The sequence below is a fragment of the Methylobacterium sp. 13MFTsu3.1M2 genome (genome assembly GCF_900112625.1).
In the GTDB taxonomy this organism is placed as follows: Bacteria; Pseudomonadota; Alphaproteobacteria; order Rhizobiales; family Beijerinckiaceae; genus Methylobacterium.
This window is the reverse complement of record NZ_FOMM01000019.1, coordinates 75,875-92,209: the sequence shown is the minus strand read 5'-3', so window position 1 is coordinate 92,209 and position 16,335 is coordinate 75,875. Positions and strand designations below refer to the sequence as shown.

At 71.6% G+C, this 16,335-nt stretch carries 13 protein-coding genes; 10 read left to right on the top strand and 3 right to left on the bottom strand.

Features of this window, described 5'->3' with window-relative positions:
* The first annotated feature begins 34 nt into the window (after positions 1–34).
* Together BM314_RS19480 and BM314_RS19475 are read left to right on the top strand one after the other, a co-directional pair.
* Positions 35–1,588 carry a DegQ family serine endoprotease gene (locus BM314_RS19480; RefSeq protein ID WP_091979704.1) on the top strand — a complete coding sequence of 518 codons (1,554 nt, stop codon included), beginning with the start codon at positions 35–37 and terminating at the stop codon, positions 1,586–1,588.
* Positions 1,589–1,729: 141 nt separating this feature from the next.
* A complete protein-coding gene (locus tag BM314_RS19475; RefSeq protein ID WP_091979635.1) occupies positions 1,730–2,269 on the top strand; it encodes a coiled-coil domain-containing protein in 540 nt (179 codons plus the stop codon).
* 3 nt (positions 2,270–2,272) lie between these two features.
* On the opposite strand, the gene serB is transcribed toward BM314_RS19475, so the two are convergent.
* Positions 2,273–3,166, bottom strand: a complete 894-nt coding sequence (gene serB, locus BM314_RS19470; RefSeq protein ID WP_091979633.1) for a phosphoserine phosphatase SerB — start codon at positions 3,164–3,166, stop codon at positions 2,273–2,275.
* A 14-nt stretch (positions 3,167–3,180) separates the two neighbouring features.
* Here serB and miaA point away from each other — a divergent pair, with 14 nt between their 5' ends.
* The gene (miaA, locus tag BM314_RS19465) at positions 3,181–4,107 is read left to right on the top strand and encodes a tRNA (adenosine(37)-N6)-dimethylallyltransferase MiaA (RefSeq protein WP_091979631.1); all 927 of its coding nucleotides are present in this window, start codon (positions 3,181–3,183) and stop codon (positions 4,105–4,107) included.
* Between the two features lie 133 nt (positions 4,108–4,240).
* On the opposite strand, the gene BM314_RS19460 is transcribed toward miaA, so the two are convergent.
* A complete protein-coding gene (locus BM314_RS19460; protein ID WP_020091284.1) occupies positions 4,241–5,110 on the bottom strand; it encodes an NAD(P)-dependent oxidoreductase in 870 nt (289 codons plus the stop codon).
* Between the two features lie 287 nt (positions 5,111–5,397).
* Between BM314_RS19460 and BM314_RS19455 the strand changes: the two genes are divergently transcribed.
* From BM314_RS19455 to BM314_RS19435, 5 genes are all read left to right on the top strand, one after another.
* The gene (locus BM314_RS19455) at positions 5,398–7,458 is read left to right on the top strand and encodes a carbon starvation CstA family protein (RefSeq protein ID WP_091979629.1); all 2,061 of its coding nucleotides are present in this window, start codon (positions 5,398–5,400) and stop codon (positions 7,456–7,458) included.
* Between the two features lie 8 nt (positions 7,459–7,466).
* The gene (locus BM314_RS19450; RefSeq protein ID WP_020091282.1) at positions 7,467–7,688 is read left to right on the top strand and encodes a YbdD/YjiX family protein; all 222 of its coding nucleotides are present in this window, start codon (positions 7,467–7,469) and stop codon (positions 7,686–7,688) included.
* Between the two features lie 164 nt (positions 7,689–7,852).
* The gene (locus BM314_RS19445) at positions 7,853–8,053 is read left to right on the top strand and encodes a DUF3606 domain-containing protein (protein WP_020091281.1); all 201 of its coding nucleotides are present in this window, start codon (positions 7,853–7,855) and stop codon (positions 8,051–8,053) included.
* A gap of 106 nt (positions 8,054–8,159) precedes the next feature.
* Complete coding sequence (locus tag BM314_RS19440; RefSeq protein WP_020091280.1) at positions 8,160–8,594, top strand: tellurite resistance TerB family protein; 435 nt, start codon at positions 8,160–8,162, stop codon at positions 8,592–8,594.
* Positions 8,595–8,866: 272 nt separating this feature from the next.
* Positions 8,867–12,163 (top strand): efflux RND transporter permease subunit, encoded by a 3,297-nt coding sequence (locus tag BM314_RS19435; RefSeq protein ID WP_091979627.1) that lies wholly within the window; start codon positions 8,867–8,869, stop codon positions 12,161–12,163.
* 97 nt (positions 12,164–12,260) lie between these two features.
* On the opposite strand, the gene cynS is transcribed toward BM314_RS19435, so the two are convergent.
* Positions 12,261–12,749, bottom strand: a complete 489-nt coding sequence (gene cynS, locus BM314_RS19430; RefSeq protein ID WP_029358676.1) for a cyanase — start codon at positions 12,747–12,749, stop codon at positions 12,261–12,263.
* Between the two features lie 306 nt (positions 12,750–13,055).
* On the opposite strand from cynS, the gene BM314_RS19425 reads away from it, so the two are divergent.
* Both BM314_RS19425 and BM314_RS19420 read left to right on the top strand, forming a co-directional pair.
* Positions 13,056–14,948 carry a sigma 54-interacting transcriptional regulator gene (locus tag BM314_RS19425; RefSeq protein ID WP_091979625.1) on the top strand — a complete coding sequence of 631 codons (1,893 nt, stop codon included), beginning with the start codon at positions 13,056–13,058 and terminating at the stop codon, positions 14,946–14,948.
* A gap of 86 nt (positions 14,949–15,034) precedes the next feature.
* Entirely contained in the window at positions 15,035–16,315 is a 1,281-nt protein-coding gene (locus BM314_RS19420) for an EAL domain-containing protein (protein ID WP_091979623.1), read from the top strand.
* The last annotated feature ends 20 nt before the right edge of the window (positions 16,316–16,335 follow it).

The following is a 16,335-nucleotide window of genomic DNA, read 5'->3' as shown; positions in this document are numbered from 1 at the left end:
CGGGACCGGAAACGCGTTCATGAAGAGGTCGACCATGCACCCCGTCGCGAGCGCCCCCGAGGCGCCGTTCGACCGCGCCCCGGCGCGGCCCCGCTCCCGCGCCCGCGCGGTGATGGCCTCGATCCTGATCGGCGCCTCGGTCACCGTCTCCGTGGCCGCGACCGCCCTGCCGGTGCCGGCCTTCGCCAAGGGGCCGGCCTCCCTCGCCGATCTCGCCGAGCAGGTCACCGACGCGGTGGTGAACATCTCCGCGTCCACCACCGTCGAGGCCCGCGCCGGCCGTGCCGGGCCGCAGGTGCCCCCGGGCACCCCGTTCGAGGACCTGTTCGAGGAGTTCTTCAACCGGCGCGGCGGCCGCGGCGGCGGTGGCGGCGGTGACGGCGACGGGCCGCGTCAGCAGCGCAAGTCGAACTCCCTCGGCTCCGGCTTCATCATCGATTCCGCCGGCCTCGTGGTGACGAACAACCACGTCATCGGCGACGCCAACGACATCCAGGTCATCCTGCACGACGGCACGAAGCTGAAGGCCGAGATCGTCGGCAAGGATTCGAAGATCGACCTCGCGGTCCTGCGGGTGAAGCCCCCGGCCGACCGCACGCTGAAGGCCGTGCCGTTCGGCGATTCCGACAAGATGCGGCCCGGCGACTGGGTCATCGCCATCGGCAACCCGTTCGGGCTCGGCGGCTCGGTCTCGGCCGGCATCGTCTCGGCGCGGGGCCGGAACATCGAGTCCGGACCCTACGACAACTACATCCAGACCGACGCGGCCATCAACAAGGGCAATTCCGGCGGCCCGCTGTTCAACATGGACGGCGAGGTGATCGGCATCAACACGGCGATCCTGTCGCCGACCGGCGGCTCGGTGGGCATCGGCTTCGCGGTCCCGTCGGGCACGGCCAAGCCCGTGATCGACCAGCTCCGCGACTTCGGCGAGGTCCGCCGCGGCTGGCTCGGCGTGCGCATCCAGAACGTCGACGACACCACGGCCGAGGCGCTCAACCTCAAGGGCGGCGCGCGGGGCGCCCTGGTGGCCGGCGTCGACGAGAAGGGACCGGCCAAGACCGCCGGGATCGAGGTCGGCGACGTGATCCTGAAGTTCAACGGCGCGCCGGTGAAGGCCTCGGGCGACCTCCCGCGCATCGTCGCCTCGACCCCGGTCGGCCAGAAGGTCGACGTGGTCGTCATGCGCAAGGGCGAGGAAGTGACGAAGCCCGTCACCCTCGGCCGCCTGGAGGACGGCGACAAGCCGCAGCTCGCCAACCTGCGCCAGCCGGAGCCCGAGAGCGCGACCCGGCAGGCGCTGGGCCTCAACCTCTCCGGCATGACCGACGAGCTGCGCAAGAAGTACTCCATCAAGGACACCGTGAAGGGCGTGGTCGTCACCCGGGTCGACCCGAACTCGACCGCCGCCGACAAGCGGATCCAGCCCGGCGAGGTGATCGTCGAGGTCGGCCAGGAGTCGGTCAGCACCCCCGCGGAGGTGACCAAGCGGATCGACGCCCTCAAGAAGGACGGGCGCAAGTCGGTGCTGCTGCTGGTGGCGGGCGCCACCGGCGACGTGCGCTTCGTGGCCGTCGGCCTCGACTGAGCGGCCTCATCCGCGTCGCCGAGGGCCGTCGCTCCGCGGGGGGCGGCGGCCCTCGCGCGTTCAGGGGTCCCACATTGACGCTGCGCCGCGGCACGGCACACTGGGGCCGCGAGTCGGTGCGGCTCGGACGGGTTCGGACCCATGGCGGCCGTAGCGTTCGACACCCTGAAATTCGCCCGCGCCCTGCGGGAGAAGGCGAAGCTGTCGCCCGAGCAGGCGGAGGGCCTGGCCGACGCGCTGGTCGACGTCTTCGACAGCAATCTGGCGACGAAGGCCGATATCTACGAGCTGCGAGCCGATATTCAGATGGTCCGTGGTGACATCGAGGCCCTGAAAATCCAGAGCCGTGCCGACACCGAAGCGCTTCGGCTCGCCACCCAGGGGGATATCGAAAGCCTTCGCGTGACGACCAAGGCCGACAGCGACAATCTCCGGCTCTCGACCACCTCCGATATCGAGACGCTTCGCCTCTCCACGACGGCTGGCCTCGAAGGCCTACGGATGGAGATCAAAGCAGGCCTGGACAGTCTGCGCCTCGAGACCAAGGCCGACATCGAGGCCGTGAAGGGCGCGATCGCCTCCGCGAAGGTCGAGACGGTGCGCTGGCTCGTCGGCGCGATCGGCTTTCAGACGCTCGCCGTGCTCGGCGCGGTCATCGCCCTGACCCGCACCCTCCACTGAGCCTCAGCCCACGAACTCCGCCGCCGCGTAGCCCTGCAGGTACAGGAGCGCGGTGAGGTCGCCGTGCTCGACCTGGACCCGCGCCGCGGCCGCGACCGCGGGCTTGGCCCGGAACGCCACCCCGAGGCCGGCCTCGCCCAGCATGTCGAGGTCGTTGGCGCCGTCGCCGACCGCGAGGGTCTCGGCGGCGCCGAGGCCCAGCTGCCCGCGCAGCGCGATCAGCGTCGCGCGCTTCTCGGCCTTCCCGACGATCGGGTCCTCCACCAGGCCGGTGAGCCGCCCGTCCGCCACGCCCAGCACGTTGGACCGGTGCTCGTCGAAGCCGATCATCGCGGCGATCGGGCCGGTGAACAGCGTGAAGCCGCCGGAGACCAGGCAGGTGTGGGCGCCATGCGCCCGCATTGTCCGCACCAGCGTGCCGCCGCCCGGGGTCAGGGTCAGGTGCTCGGCGATCAGCCCGTCGACCGCGCCGACCGGGATGTCCTTCAGGAGCGCGACGCGCTCGCGCAGGGCCGGCTCGAAGGCGATCTCGCCCCGCATCGCCCGCTCGGTGATCGCCGCCACGTGGTCCTTGAGGCCGAGCGTCCCGGCGAGCTCGTCGATGCATTCCTGCTCGATCATGGTGGAATCCATGTCGGCCAGGAACAGGCGCTTGCGCCTGTGGGTGTCGGCGGGCAGCACCGCGAGGTCGATCGGCTCGCCGGCCAGCGCCGTGCGCAGCCTGTCGGTGAGGGACGCCGCGGCCGCGGGCTCGCCCGGCACCAGCAGCTCCGCCGCCACCTCGCCGTGCAGGATCCGGGGCTGGTGCTCCGTCCGCAGCACGGCGCGCGTCTCGGCCAGCACCGCGTCGGTGATGGACGGCCGATCCGGGTTTGCTATCAGGACCGCGACCAGCATCGTGGAGTTTCGCCTTGCCGCCAGACCGGGGGGAAGCCGGGGGGCGCCCGGCCGCGGTCCTCATCGCAGGGCCCACCGCGTCGGGCAAGTCGGCGCTGGCCGCCCGGCTGGCGGAGCGTCACGGCGGCGTGGTGATCAACACCGATTCCATGCAGGTCTACGCGGACCTGCGCCGCCTGACCGCGCGGCCCGACCCGGACGAGGAGGCGCGGGTGCCCCACCGGCTCTACGGCCACGTCGACGGCGCCGTGAACTATTCCGCGGGGCACTTCTCACGGGACGCGGCGGCGCTGCTGGCGACGCTCGGCGGGCGCCTGCCGGTCTTCGTCGGCGGCACCGGCCTGTACTTCCGGGCGCTGGAGCAGGGGTTTTCGGAACTGCCGCCGGTGCCCGACGTCGTGCGGCGGCAGGTGCGGGACGCGGCCGAGGGCCGCCCGACCGAGGCGCTGCACGCCGAGCTCGGCCGGCACGATCCCGAGGGGGCCGCCCGCCTGCGGCCGAGCGACCGGATGCGGGTGATGCGCGCCCTGGAGATTTTTCTCGCGACGGGCCGGCCGATCGCCAGCTTCTACGGCGACCCGGTGCCCGGGCCGCTCGCCGGCCGGAACCTCCAAAGAATCTTCCTGGCACCCGACCGGGCGGTGCTGCGCGCCCGGATCGACGCCCGCTTCCGGACCATGATCGCCGAGGGGGCGCTGGACGAGGTCGCCCGCCTGCGCGCGCGCGATCTCGACCCGATGCTGCCGGTGATGCGCGCCCACGGGGTGCCGGGCCTGATCGCCCACCTCGACGGCGCGATGAGCCTCGAAGCGGCGATCGTCCGGGGGCAGGCGGACACGCGGGCCTACGCCAAGCGCCAGGTCACGTGGTTCCGCCACCAGATGGGGCAGGCGTGGCGCTGGGTGGATCCGGAGGCGGCGGAGGTCGAAGCGCTGTTCTGAGGCGAGCGCCCGACCCGCCGGGCGAGCCCGGCGCGCCTTGCGCCGCGACCGGTGCGGCCCCCTCTCGCGCGGGAGAGAGGGCCTGTCGTGTCCGTCTTGCCCGGTCCTCGGCTCCGGGCGAAGGCCGGAGGCGTCAGCGCTCCAGCCGCGCCACGAGGCTCGACGTGTCCCAGCGGTTGCCGCCCATCGCCTGCACCTCGGCGTAGAACTGGTCGACGAGGGCCGAGACCGGCAGCTTGGCACCGTTGCGGCGGGCCTCGTCCAGCAGGATGCCCAGGTCCTTGCGCATCCAGTCGACCGCGAAGCCGAAGTCGAACTTGCCCGCGTTCATGGTCTTGCCGCGGTTCTCCATCTGCCAGGAGCCGGCGGCGCCCTTGGAGATCACGTCGAGCACCGCCTCGACGTCGAGGCCGGCGCGCTTGGCGAAGTGGACGCCCTCCGACAGGCCCTGGACGAGGCCGGCGATGCAGATCTGGTTGACCATCTTGGTGAGCTGGCCGGCGCCGGCCGGGCCCATCAGCCGGCAGGCGCGGGCGAAGGACCCGATCGCGCCCTCGACCTTGGCGTATGTCGCCGCGTCGCCGCCGCACATCACGGTGAGCACGCCGTTCTCGGCGCCCGCCTGGCCGCCGGAGACCGGCGCGTCGATGAAGCCGAGCCCCTTGGCCTCGGCCGCCGCGGCGAGCTCCCGGGCGACCTCGGCGGAGGCCGTGGTGTGATCGACGAACACCGCGCCGGGCTTCATGCCGGCGAGCGCCCCGTCGTCGCCCAGCACGACGCTGCGCAGGTCGTCGTCGTTGCCCACGCAGGCGAACACGATCTCGGCGCCCTCGGCGGCCTGCCGGGGCGTGGGCGCGTGGGCGCCGCCGTAGGTCTTCACCCAGGCCTCGGCCTTCGGGGTGGTGCGGTTGTAGACGGTGACGTCGTGGCCACCCTTCTTGGCGAGGTGTCCGGCCATCGGGCCGCCCATCACGCCGAGACCCAGGAATGCGACCTTCGCCATTGTCGTGCGCTCCTCGCGGGCCCGACCGCGCCGGCGCCCTTCCATCTCCGACGGCGGGCGGCGACGGAGCTCGGCAGCCGGGCCGTGAAGGGGGTCGGGGCCGTGCCGGGGGACCCGATGTGACAGATTGGGCGTCGTGCCGCCGCCGACGCTGCATCACAGCTCGGATCGCTTGCGTCAACGCCGGACCAATAGGATAACCCGCCCGTGTAGCCCGGGACCACGAAGTCCCAGCCGGAGCCCCCCGCGCGGCCCCGCGCGCGAGGCGTTCGGTCAGGGAGTGGGACATGGGTACGGCGATCGGCAGGCACGGGCCCTGGGCCCTCGTGGGGGCGCTCGGCGCCGCGGCGCTGGCGATCGTGGCGAGCCAGCGCGGCGAGACGATCAATGCCCTCTGGATCGTGGTCGCGGCGGTCTGCGTCTACCTCATCGCCTACCGCTACTATTCCCAGTTCATCGCCGACAAGGTGATGCGGCTCGACCCGAAGCGCGCGACCCCCGCGGTGCGCCACAACGACGGGCTCGACTACGTGCCCACCAACCGCGGCGTCCTGTTCGGCCACCACTTCGCGGCGATCGCGGGCGCGGGCCCGCTGGTCGGCCCGGTGCTCGCCGCCCAGATGGGCTACCTGCCCGGCATGCTGTGGATCCTGGCCGGCGTGGTCCTCGCGGGCGCCGTGCAGGACTTCATGGTCCTGTTCGTGTCGATGCGCCGGGACGGCCGCTCGCTCGGCGAGCTGATCCGGGCCGAGCTCGGCACGATTCCCGGCATCATCGCCCTGTTCGGCACCTTCCTGATCATGGTGATCCTGCTCGCCGTGCTGGCGCTGATCGTCGTCAAGGCGCTGGCCGAGAGCCCCTGGGGCACCTTCACGGTGATGTCGACGATCCCGATCGCCATGCTGATGGGCGTCTATTCGCGCTACATCCGGCCGGGCAAGATCGGCGAGGTCTCGATCCTCGGCTTCGTCCTGCTGATGCTGGCGATCGTCGCCGGCGGCTCGGTGGCGGCGAGCCCGGTCTGGGGGCCGGCCTTCACCTTCACGGGCCCACAGCTCTGCTGGATGCTGATCGGCTACGGCTTCGTGGCGTCGATCCTGCCGGTCTGGCTGCTGCTGGCCCCGCGCGACTACCTGTCGACCTTCCTCAAGATCGGCACCATCGTGGGCCTCGCGCTCGGCATCGCCTTCGTGGCGCCGCACATGCAGATGCCGGCGATCACCAAGTTCGTGGACGGCACCGGCCCGGTCTGGGCGGGCAGCCTGTTCCCGTTCCTGTTCATCACCATCGCGTGCGGCGCGGTCTCGGGCTTCCACGCCCTGATCTCGTCGGGCACCACCCCGAAGCTGATCGCCAGCGAGTCCGACGCCCGCTTCATCGGCTACGGCGGCATGCTGATGGAATCCTTCGTGGCGATCATGGCGCTGGTCTCGGCCTGCGTGATCGACCCGGGCGTCTACTTCACCATGAACTCGCCCGCGGCCCTCGTCGGCACGACGCCCGAGACCGCCGCGGCCGCCGTGACCAAGCTCGGCTTCGCCACCACCCCGGAGGTGATCACCCAGACCGCCGCCGACGTCGGCGAGCACACGATCATCTCGCGGGCCGGCGGCGCGCCGACCCTCGCGGTCGGCATGGCCCACATCATCTCGTCCGCCATCGGCGGCAAGGCGATGATGGCCTTCTGGTACCACTTCGCGATCCTGTTCGAGGCGCTGTTCATCCTCACGGCGGTGGACGCGGGCACCCGCGCCTGCCGGTTCATGGTGCAGGACCTCGTGGCGCTCGCGGTGCCGTCGTTCAAGAACACCACGTCGTGGGGCCCGAGCATCGCGGCGACCGCCATCTCGGTGGGGGCCTGGGGCTACTTCCTGTACCAGGGCGTGACCGACCCGCTCGGCGGCATCAACACCCTGTGGCCGCTCTTCGGCATCTCGAACCAGATGCTGGCCGCGGTGGCGCTGACGCTCTGCACGGTGGTGATCTTCAAGATGAAGCGCGAGCGCTACGCGTTCGTGACCATCATCCCCACCGCGTGGCTGTGCATCTGCACTCTCACGGCCGGCTGGCAGAAGATCTTCTCGGCCGACCCGAAGATCGGCTTCCTGGCGCACGCCGAGCGCTACGCGGCGGCCGCCGCCGAGGGCAAGATCCTGGCACCGGCCAAGAACGCCGACCAGATGAGCCAGATCATCCTCAACGACCGGATCGACGCGGTGCTGGCGGCCCTGTTCATCGGCCTCGTCGTCGCCATCGCGGGCTTCGGCATCGCCGCCTGCCTGAAGGCGTGGCGCGCCGATCGCTGGACCGCGCTGGAGACCGAGCCGCACATGGTCCCGGCCGAGTAGGAGGTCCCATGCTGCCGTCGTCGAACCTGCGGGACCGGATCCGGACGCTGTCCAAGTGCGTCTGCGACGGTGCCCGTCTGATGGTCGGGCAGGGGGACTACGCGGCCTATGCCGAGCATGTCCGCCGCACCCATCCCGACCAGGCGCCGATGAGCGAGGTGGAGTTCTTCCGCAACCGGGAGAACGCCCGCTTCGGGGTCGGCAACACCGCGGGCTTCCGCTGCTGCTGACAGGCGGCCGGTGAGCTTGGTCGTCCTTGCTTCGCTGCGCGCGCGATGACGGCGGCGTGTCCTCGCCGCGGACCGGGCCCCGCTCGCTGCGCGGACCCGATCGGGCCCGGCCGGCGTTCTCCACGCCGGAGGGCCGCCCGGCCCTCGCCAGATGCGGAAGGCCGATGACCGACCAGAGCGTGCAGGACCCGATCGAGCCCCGGGCCGTCAACATCGCCCATGCCTGGGAGCGGGCCTACTGGGCGCGCCGGTTCATGGTCCCGGTGGAGCAGGTCGAGGCCGCCGTGGCGGCGGTCGGCGACGATCCGGCCCGCGTGGCCGCCCATCTCGGGCGGGACTGGCCGGGCCACGAGCCCGCCACCTGATCCCGCCGCGCGAGGACTAGTCCTCCGCGATCCCGGGCTTAAGCTCGGCCGCATCTTGACTCCGCCGCCACAATATCCGCCATCTCAGGCCCGACGGGAGGTCGGCATGAGCATTTTCCAGGACGCCATCCTTCGGTTCGGCCGCACGATCATGTCGTACGCGGGCGACGCGGTCTTCCTGCAGGCCGCGGTCTCGTCCGCCGCCAACGTCATCGTGGCCGATGGCGACGTGGGCGAGGAGGAGATCGAGTCGGCGATCACCGGCATCCGCGCCAACCCGATCCTCGAGAAATCCTACGACACGCTGCGCGTGGAGCAGGAGCTCTACGAGGCGATCACCCGGGCCAAGACTCGGGCCGGGCGGCTGGAGAACCTGCGCCATGTCGGCGCCATCGCGGATCGGCCGATCGAGCAGCGCCAGGACGTGTTCCTGATCGGCGCGGACGTGGCCGATATCGACGGCATCAGCGAGGTCGAGCACAAGGCGCTCGACGAGATCGCCGGGGCGCTGCAGGTCGACAAGTCCGCCCTGCTGCGCTGATCCGGCCGGCCCGTCGCCCGGCAGAATCCGGGACGGCGCGCCGGGACCGCTCTCCCCGTCCGGCACCCGCATCCCGAGGTGACGCGGCCCGGCCCGCCGTGCCGGGTCTTCGCGGACGCCGGCGCGGGCGCGAGGCCGCCGCCATCCCGAACCTGCGGCGACGCGGCCCGTCCCTTGCCTGACCGGACGTGATAGCGAAACAGTCCGGGTTTAGCCGGTGAGCCGGTATACAACGCGGAGTTGCCGGCCCGGGGCCGGACGGCGGAGACCGCATGGGCCTCGTCCTCTACGCGCTCAAGTTCCGGATCACGACCTACGTGCTCGCGGTCCTGATGATGCTCGGCGGCGTCGGGGCGATCGTCGTCGCGCCGAAGGACGTGCTGCCGGTCGTCGACATCCCGGTCGTAGTGGTGGTCTGGACCTATACCGGCCTCTCGGCGCCGGAGATGGAACAGCGCATCACGACCTACGCCGAGTACGGCATCTCCAACAACGTCAACAACATCCGCCGCATGGAGTCGACGACGCTCCAGGGCACGGCGGTGCAGCGGATCTACTTCGAACCCACCGTCAGCCTCAATCTCGCCATCGCCCAGGTGGTGTCCTCGACCAACTCGATCCGTGCCGTGATGCCCCCCGGCACGCAGCCGCCGGTGATCGTGCGCTACTCCGCCTCCTCGGTGCCGGTGATCCAGCTCGCCCTGACCTCGGCCAAGGAGAGCCTCAACCAGGTCTACGACTACGCCCAGTACCGGATCCGCCAAACCCTGGCGCAGGTCCCGGGCTCGACCCTGCCGTCGCCCTTCGGCGGCGCGCCCCGGCAGATCATGGTTGACCTCGACCTCAACGCCCTCCAGGCGCTCGGACTGACGCCGCTCGACGTCACCAACGCCATGACGGCCCAGAACCTGACCGTGCCGTCCGGCCTCGCCAAGATCGGCGAGCAGCAGTACCCGGTCCAGCTCAACGGCACCCCGCCGTCGATCGAGACCCTGAACCTCGCGCCGATCAAGGTGGTGGCCGGCCAGCCCGTGCTGGTGCGCGACGTCGCCTACGTCCGCGACGGCGGCCCGCCGCAGGTCAACGTGGTCAGCGCCGACGGCCAGCAGGCGGTGCTGATGCAGATTATCAAGAACGGCAACGCCTCGACCCTCAGCGTGGTCAACAACGTCAAGGCGGCGATGCCGACCATCCGCGCCGCCGCACCCGAGGGGCTGGCGATCAAGCTGCTCTTCGACCAGTCGGTCTACGTCTCGAACGCCATCGAGGGCGTGCTCCACGAAGCGCTGACCGCGGCGGCCCTGACCGGTCTCGCCATCCTGCTGTTCCTCGGCTCCTGGCGCTCGACGATCATCGTGCTGATCTCGATCCCGCTCTGCGTCATGACCTCGCTCGCCGTGCTGGCGGCGCTCGGCGAGACCATCAACGTGATGACGCTGGGCGGCCTGGCGCTCGCGGTCGGCATCCTGGTGGACGACGCCACGGTGGCGATCGAGAACACCTACCGGCTGTTCGAGGAGGGCGAGGAGTTCCGCGAGAGCGTGGTCCACGGCGCCGCCGGCATCGCCAAGCCGGCGCTGATCTCGACGCTCGCGATCTGCGCGGCCTTCACGGCCGTGTTCGCGCTCACCGACACGCCGAAATACCTGTTCACCCCGCAGGCGCTCGCGGTCGTGTTCGCGATGCTGACCTCCTACCTGCTGTCGCGGACCCTGGTGCCGCTCCTGATCGACGTGATCGTGGCGCCGGAATACCGCCAGAAGCACGCCAAGGACCGGGACGCGCACCATGACGCGCACCCGGCGCAGCACGCGGCGCCCCGGCGGGGCCGGATCGCCCGGGCCGTCGGCCTCGTGGGCGCCCCCGCGCTGCGGCTCGCCGGCCGGATCCACGGCGCGTTCGAGCGCGGCTTCGCGCGGTTCCACCGGGGCTATGTCGGGCTGCTCCACGCGGTGCTGCGCCACCGCGTCGTCACCCTGGGCGCCGTCGGCGGCGTGCTCGGCATGACCGGCGTGCTGTTCGTGTTCGTCGGCCAGGACTACTTCCCGCAGATCGAGGCGAGCCAGATGACCATGCATCTGCGCACCCGCGTCGGCATGCGCATCGAGACCGCCCGGCAGGTCTTCGCCGAGGTCGAGGACACCGTCCGCGAGGTGATCCCGGCGGGTGAGGTCGACCAGATCCTCCAGAACATCGGCCTGCCGTCGAACAATTACAACTTCGCGTTCTCGGACGGCTCGTTCGTCTCCTACAATGACGGGCAGATGCTGATCAGCCTGAAGGAGGGGCACGGCCCGGTTGCGGGCTACATGAAGCGCCTGCGCGAGGTGCTCATGAAGCGCTTCCCCGACGTGGTCGTCTACTTCCAGCCCGCCGACATGATCACCCAGATCCTGAACTTCGGCGTCCTCACGCCGATCGACGTGCAGGTCTCCGGCCGCCACAAGGAGAAGGACCTGGAGGTCGCCCAGCGCATCGTGCAGCGGCTGAAGCACACGAAGGGCCTCGTCGACGTCCACCTGCAGCAGATCGTCAACGAGCCGCAATTCTACGTCGACGTCGACCGGCGCCTCGCCTCCGAGCTCGGCCTGACCGAGCAGCAGGTGGCGCAGAACATGAACATCTCGCTGTCCGGCAGCTACCAGGTCACGCCGAATTTCTGGCCCGACCCGAAGACCGGCATCCCCTACCAGCTCTGGGTGCAGACGCCCGAGTACCGCAACAGCTCGCTCACCGACCTGCGCAACACGCCGATGTTCGTGCGCGCCGCCGCGACCTCCGGCTCCGGCCCCGGGGTGCTGACCCTGCTGTCGAGCCTCGCGGACATCCGCCGGACGCCGACGCAGACCATGATCAGCCACGTCAACATCCAGCCGACCTTCGACATCTTCGCCTCGGTGCAGGACCGGGACCTCGGCTCGGTCGCGCGCGAGATCGACAGGATCGTCGAGGACGAGCAGAAGAACCTCGAGGCGCCGGACAAGATCGTCGTCCGCGGCCAGATCGAGAACATGCGCTCGGCCTTCTTCCGCCTGGAGATCGGCCTCGGCATCGCGCTGATCGCCGTCTACCTGCTGATGGCGGTGAACTACCAGAGCTGGGGCGACCCGTTCGTGGTGATCGCCGCCCTGCCGATGGCCTTCTGCGGCATCACCTTCGCGCTGTTCGTGACCGGCACGCCGTTCTCGATCCCGTCGATCTTCGGGGCGATCATGTCGGTGGGCATCGCCTCGGCGAACTCGATCCTGCTCGTCACCTTCGCCAAGGAGCACCGGGAGGAGACCGGGTGCAGCGCCCTGGAGGCGGCGATCACGGCCGGCGAGACCCGGCTGCGGCCGGTGCTGATGACCGCCTCGGCGATGTTCCTGGGGCTCATCCCGATGGCCTTGGGCACCGGCGAGGGCGGTGAGCAGAACGCCGCGCTCGCCCGCGCGGTCATGGGCGGCATCGCCTTCGCGACGCCCGCGACCCTGCTGCTGGTGCCCTTCCTCTACGTGCTGATGCGCGGCGGCCCGGCGCGGCCGGTGCAGGATTACCTGGAGCCGGAGGGCCGCCCGGCGGCGGCGTGAGGGACGGCGGCGCGTCGCGCGCCGCGGCCGGTGTCGCTGGCCCGATCCGGATGCCTGACCGTCGGATCCCGATCGGGGGGATACCCTTGCGGGTCGCTCACCCCTCCTTGAAGCCGTATTCCGGCGTGTCGTCGTCGTTGCCGTAGTACTTGTACGGCAGGAACTTGCCCGACATGGTGAGCTTCACGCGGTCGCCCTTGTTGTTGGCCTCGCGGGCCATGTCCATGTTGAAGTCGATCGCCGACATGATGCCGTCGCCGAACTCCTCCTGGATCAGCTCCTTGAAGGTCGTTCCGTAGACCATCACCAGCTCGTAGAACCGGTAGATCAGCGGGTCGGTGGGCGGCATGGACGGGATCGAGCCGCGATAGGGCGGCTCGTTGAGCATCCGTTCCTCGGCGGCGGTGAGGCCGAAGAGCTCGGCCGCCCGCTTGGCCTGGGCCTTCGGGAGCTTCATCTGGCCCATGCAGGCCGCGGTGATCAGGAACGGCGACAGGCCGCCGATCTCCGCGTGGATGTGCTTCCAGCTCCACCCCTTCTCGCGCTTGATGTCGAGAAGCTTCTCGGTGAGGTCTTCGCGCTTCATCGTCGGCTCCCGGATCTCGATCTGCGATGGGTCCGGTGAGGCCGCGCGCTCCGCGGCCCCACCCACCCGGTGCGGGTGCGCGTCCGGACCGCGACCGGTGAGGGGGGACGGTCGCGTCCGGACGCGGACATCCGCCGGGCGTCGTCGCGGCGCCCCTTCGGGAGCGGTGCCGGCCGACGGGCGGACAGCCTCACTCGGCAAAGGGTGTGCCAGAAGGGATGCCGGAGAAATCGCTCGGTCTGCCAGAGGTTTGGGTCGCCGGATGTCGCTCACGACATCTCGTTGGAAACGAGATATCGTGAGCCAATGACGCTATCTCGTGAGTCCGGTACCGCCGGAAGCTTCGGGCCGGTCTTCGAGGCGAGCCCGGATCCCATGCTGGTCCTCGCGCCGGAGGAGGACCGGGTCGCGGACGCCAACCCGGCGGCGGCGCGCCTCCTCGGCTACGGCCGCCCGGCGCTGCGCGGCGCGCGGGCGAGCGCCCTGTTCCCGGGCCAGCTCCCGGCGCTCACGGTCTTCACCGAGGCCGCGCTGGCCCGGGGGCACTGGTGGACGCGCACATTGGCGCCGCGCGACGCGGCCGGACGCGACCTGCGGGTCGAGACCGCGGCCTTCCCGCTCCCGGGCGACGCGATGCGCCTCCTCGTCACCCTGGCGGACCCGGACACCCTCCACCGCCGCCAGGTCGACGGCGAGGCCGAGGCCCACATGCGCGCCGGCCTCTCGGAGTGGCAGCGCGTGGAGCGCATCTTCCGCGACATCGAGCGGGGCAACCAGCTGATCCTGCGCGCGGCCGGGGAGGGGATCTACGGCGTCAACGCGGAGGGCGTGACCACCTTCGTCAACCCGGCCGCCGCGCGCATGCTCGGCTGCGAGGCCGCCGACCTCGTCGGCCGGGACATGCACGCCGCCGTGCACCACACCCGCCCGGACGGGAGCCACTACCCTCACCGCGACTGCCCGATCTACGCGGCGTTCCGGGACGGGACCGTGCATCAGGTCGATCACGAGGTCTTCTGGCGCGCCGACGGCACCGCCTTCCCGGTCGAGTACACCTCGACGCCGATCCGCGACCGGGGGCGCCTGCTCGGCGCCGTCATCGTGTTCCGCGACATCAGCCAGCGCCGTGAGGCCGAGGCTCGCCTGACGAGCGCGCTCGCCGAGGTCGATTCCCTCCGGGAGCGCCTGGAGCTGGAGAACGCCTACCTGAAGGAGGAGATCCGGGCCGAGCGCCAGCACCAGGGCATCATCGGCCGCTCGCCCGCCATCGCGGCGACGCTCCGGCAGGTCGACCGCGTCGCCGCCACCGACGCCACCGTGCTGATCACCGGCGAATCCGGCACTGGCAAGGAGCTGATCGCCCGGGCGATCCACGAGGGCAGCCGCCGCAGTGCCCGCCCGATGATTCGCGTCAACTGCGCGGCGATCCCCCGCGAGCTGTTCGAGAGCGAGTTCTTCGGCCACGCCAAGGGCAGCTTCACGGGGGCGCTGCGCGACCGGATCGGCCGGTTCGAACTCGCCGACGGCGGCACGCTGTTCCTCGACGAGGTCGGCGAGATCCCCCTCGACCTCCAGGGCAAGCTGCTGCGCGTCCTGCAGGAGCGCTCGTTCGAGCGGGTCGGCGAGGCGCGCACGCGGGCGGTGGACGTGCGCGTGGTCGCGGCCACCAACCGGGACCTGCGCGCCGAGATCCGGGCGGGCCGCTTCCGGGAGGACCTCTACTTCCGCCTCAACGTCTTCCCGATCCAGGCGCGGCCCCTGCGCGAGCGGCCCGAGGACATCCCACCGATCGCCCAGCACCTGCTCCGGGTCGCCGCGCGCCGCCTCACCGTCCCGGAGCCGCGCCTCACGGAGGGCGATGTCCGCCGCCTCTGCCGCTATTCCTGGCCCGGCAATGTCCGGGAACTGGAGAACGTGATCGAGCGGGCGGTGATCCTGTCCGCCCGGGGGCGCCTCCGCCTCGACCTGCCCGACGGTGAGGCGACCGGACCCGCGGACGCGGCCAGCCCGGCCGCGCCGCCCGGCGGGCGGCCCGCCACCGAGGCCGAGCGCCGGGCGCGCGACCGCGCCGAGATCGTCGCGGCCCTGGCGCTGGCGGGCGGCCGGATCTCCGGGCCGGGCGGCGCGGCCGCGCTCCTCGGCCTTCGGCCGACGACGCTGGCCTCGCGGATCAAGGCACACGGGATCCCGCGCGGCTGATCCGGCGGGCCCTTGATCCGATCTTAAGGCCGCTGTGCCAAAGCTCGCGCCGGGCTTTCCCCGCGAAGGCGCAGCGTCCCCGACCGATGCACGACCTCTCCGATCCCGTCACTCTCCCGGCCGGCACCGTCCTGTTCGAGGAGGGGGCGATCGGGCACTGCGCCTACCTGATCCTGAGCGGGCGCATCGCGATCTTCCGGCGGCGCGACGGCGGTGAGGCCGTGCTCGCCCGGCGCGGCCCCGGCGAGATCTTCGGCGAGATGGCCATCCTCGACGCCCTCCCGCGCTCCGCCGGCGCGCGCGCCGAGGCGGATTGCGTGCTCGTCCCGGTGGACGCGGCGCAGATCCGCCAGCGGCTCGCCGGCGCCGATCCGATCCTGCGCCTCTGCCTCGAGGGACTCATCGCCCGGTTTCGCGAGACCCTGCCCCGCCTCGGGCCGGCTTCCGCCGAGGGGCTTCAGGCGCCGCCGTCGCCCTCCGCCCGCGCCGATTTCGACGCGACGGTCGCGTCGCTCGCGCAGGAGCGCGCCCTGCGGCGCGCCCTGGCCCGGGACGAGTTCGCGCTGTTCCTGCAGCCGATCGTGCGGCTCGCCACCGGGCGCCTCGCCGGCTTCGAGGCCCTGATCCGCTGGCACGATCCCGAGCGCGGGCTCGTGCCCCCCGCCGCCTTCATTCCGGCCGCCGAGGCGAACGGCCTGATCCTGGCGATCACCGCCTGGGTGATCGACGCGATCGGCCGGATCGTGCCCCGCATCCTGCAGGCCGGCCTGCGCGCGCCCGCCTCCGTCGAGCCCTCCCTGTTCGTGAGCTTCAACGTCACGGCCCAGGATCTCGCCCGCGCGGACATACCGGGCCTCGTCGACGCGATGCTGCGCCGGACCGGCCTCGCGCCCGGCGCCCTCAAGATCGAGGTCACCGAGAGCGCGCTGATGCAGGATCCGGCCGGGGCCGCGGCCGCCCTCGCGCGCTGTCGCGCCGCCGGCCTCGGCATCGCGGTGGACGATTTCGGCACCGGCTACTCCTCGCTCAGCCATCTCAGCACCCTGCCGATCACCACGCTCAAGGTGGACCGGGCTTTCGTCCGGGCAATGCTGGCGGAGCCGCGCGATCGCCGGATCGTCCAGACCATCCTGCGGCTCGCCGAGGAGATCGGGGTGGCGGCGGTCGCGGAGGGCATCGAGGGCCGCGCCGAGGCGGAGGCTCTCGCGGCGATGGGCTGCGCCCTGGGCCAGGGCTACCATTTCGGCCGCCCGATGCCGGAGGCAGACGCCCTCGCGGCGGCGGCGGCCTGGAACGCCGAGGCGTGGCGCGTCGGGCTCTCCGGGGAGGCTGATCCGGGGCGGCACGGGTTCCACGCCCGGGCCTGACGGATTCCCGGGCCCGGCGC